This window comes from Methylobacter psychrophilus, assembly GCF_025583945.1.
Lineage (GTDB): Bacteria > Pseudomonadota > Gammaproteobacteria > Methylococcales > Methylomonadaceae > Methylobacter_C > Methylobacter_C psychrophilus.
Genome location: NZ_JAOEGU010000118.1, coordinates 1 through 2,595, shown reverse-complemented (window position 1 = coordinate 2,595; position 2,595 = coordinate 1). Strand labels below are relative to the sequence as shown.

At 39.9% G+C, this 2,595-nt stretch carries 1 protein-coding gene; it reads left to right on the top strand.

The genetic code is table 11. From position 1 onward, the window contains the following. Nucleotides 1-885: 885 nt before the first annotated feature. Nucleotides 886-2,142 (top strand): DUF2254 domain-containing protein, encoded by a 1,257-nt coding sequence (locus N7974_RS20335; protein ID WP_262967357.1) that lies wholly within the window; start codon nt 886-888, stop codon nt 2,140-2,142. Nucleotides 2,143-2,595 lie beyond the last annotated feature (453 nt).

The window sequence follows — 2,595 nt, the reverse complement described above, 5'->3', positions numbered from 1 at the left end:
TACAGATACCATCCCTTGAAGGGATGGTATCTGTCGACATAGAAATTATTTATCTGAAAATGTATAGGTTTGAATAAGACCAATCAAGCGTGTTGAATTAAAAGATATTTATTGGATAAATATCTCTAGTTTTGCCCTCCCCTTTTTTTTATAGGCTATAAATATTATTATTCCGATAGAGAGTATAAATTGAGAGTGTCTGAATAATTTTGTTTGCTGATTCTTTTGGCAACTTAAGCGAGATAAAGCAGAGGCCACTTTTCATACAAAATCTTTTTATCCATATTTATAAAATGAGAATGCTATGGAATAATTTATTCGCTCTTATTAAGAATCTATTATCAAGTAATATAGATTTATATGTTATGTTGTTTATAAAGGGTTGCATAGTTTGTTAGGAGGAAATTAATAGCTTTTCAAGTAGCGCAGCGTACTGATGTTTCAAGTGTTGGTTAACTTAAAACTGGCGAAGCAAAAAATGTATGGATGACTAAATGAAGATAGGGCACCAACAGTAGATTCCTTAAGAGATGTATGAAGTAGTTGCTAAGATTGAGTCAGGATTGGCATTTATTTTTTCATGCAGCAAAAATCCCTTTTGTTGTCCTGCTTATAATGCATTATTATCCCCTGCTCTATCGTCGCTATTTTTTATCAAGCATAAAATATTATGCAAAACACACCCTATAGCATTATGGTTTATTTTTGTTGATTTCAGTTAAAGGTAAAGCATCTATTATCAGATGATAAAGGATTTAACTTTGCTGTTATTATTATCGGCAATAGCCAAGCTTAAGCAGTGATTCTTAACAGCCAACAGGTACTGAAAACAAATGCGCACAGAACAACGACTACATTACCAAGGAGTTAACTAATGGTGATCGATTGAGGTTTTTTCTAAATCGTATCAAGGAGCGATTATGGATCAGGCCACTGGCAATGTGCTTGTTGTCAACCGCTTCGGTATTTTTGGCAAGACTGGTGGATGTTACGGAAATCAGCCAGATAGTTCCGTTGATTACCTTGTCTTCAATAGAAACTCTGCTTAATATTATTGCTTCCAGCATGTTGGTAATCGCTACTTTTGCGGTTGGATCCATGGTTTCTGCTTATGCTTCCGCTAGTAGTACGGCGACACCCCGATCTTTTTCTCTGGTTATTGCCGATGACGTTTCCCAGAATGCCTTGTCGACTTTTATTGGTTCATTTATCTTTAGTATTGTCGCGCTGATTGCCCTACAAAACAGTTATTACGATAAAGCCGGTCGTTTCGTGTTGTTTGCTTTAACATTACTAATTTTTGCGATAGTGATTATTACCTTTGTCAGTTGGGTCGATCGTATTGCCCGTCTGGGGCGTGTTAACGGTACTATCGATAAAGTTGAGGTAGCTACAGCGGCAGCACTGCAACGCCGACGCTTAACCCCTACCCTACATGGTGTTCCTGCCGGAACCCATGTGCCGGGAGGACGTCCTGTTTACGGGTCTTTAATTGGCTATGTTCAGCGTGTTGATATCAATGCACTACAAAAATATGCCGACAATGCGGCTATACGAATTACGGTGGCCGCCTTACCCGGTACTTTTGCTGCGCCCGGACGTGTACTTGCTTATGTAACAGCTGATCTGGGTGATTTTACTGATATTGATATCGGTCAAATAGAAAAGGCCTTTCTTATTGGTGGTGAAAGAAAATTTGATGAAGATCCCCGCTTTGGTTTTATCACCCTTTCTGAAATAGGCAGTCGGGCATTATCACCGGCTGTTAATGATCCCGGTACAGCCATTGATATTATTGGCACACTCATACGTCTTTTTGCACTATGGAGTGCGCCAATTAAAGATAATGAGAATCTTCGAATAGCTGAATGTGATCGTGTAGAAGTACCGGAAATATGTTTACGGGATATGTTTGACGATGCCTTTACCGGTATAGCCCGCGATGGAGCCGGTGCTGTTGAAGTGATGGCACGACTCCAAAAGGCTTTTGAGTCGCTGGCCTCAATCGAACATCCGGTCATGAGAGATGTTGCCATTTGCCATTCACGTTTGGCACTTGCCAGAGCAGAAAGTACGTTAAAAATTCCTGAAGACATAGCGGTTGTAAGGCGATTGGCAAAGTTTGGTAATAAAACGGGTTAAAAAAATGTTATTCACCACGAAGTACACGAAGGAAATTAATCGCTTTTATTCAATGCATTAAAAGATTCCTGTCTTCGGCAACGGCTCCTGGCGTCTCTTAAAAAGCCTACTGTTGGTGCTCTTGATCGCTGTTTCAGATGCGATTCTGCCGGTATCCATGACTATGTAACTACTGCATAATCTAGGCAACCAATTTAAAGCGCAACAGATAAATAAAACTAGCCTATTGATTCCGGGAGCGCCGAGCTGGGGCTCGGCGCTCCCGGAAAGTTAACTGTCTCGTCTTAAGTTAATAGCCATAATCTACAGGAATGTGGTGTTTGCAGGGCACCCTTCATTTTGAAGCAAAAGTAGTGAACAGTTGAAACATAAGGCACAACTGTCCCTCAGGTTTCCCTGATATGTTTTTTAAAAAGTCAGTCTAAAAAATTCTTATTGTTGGCTTTGAATTGT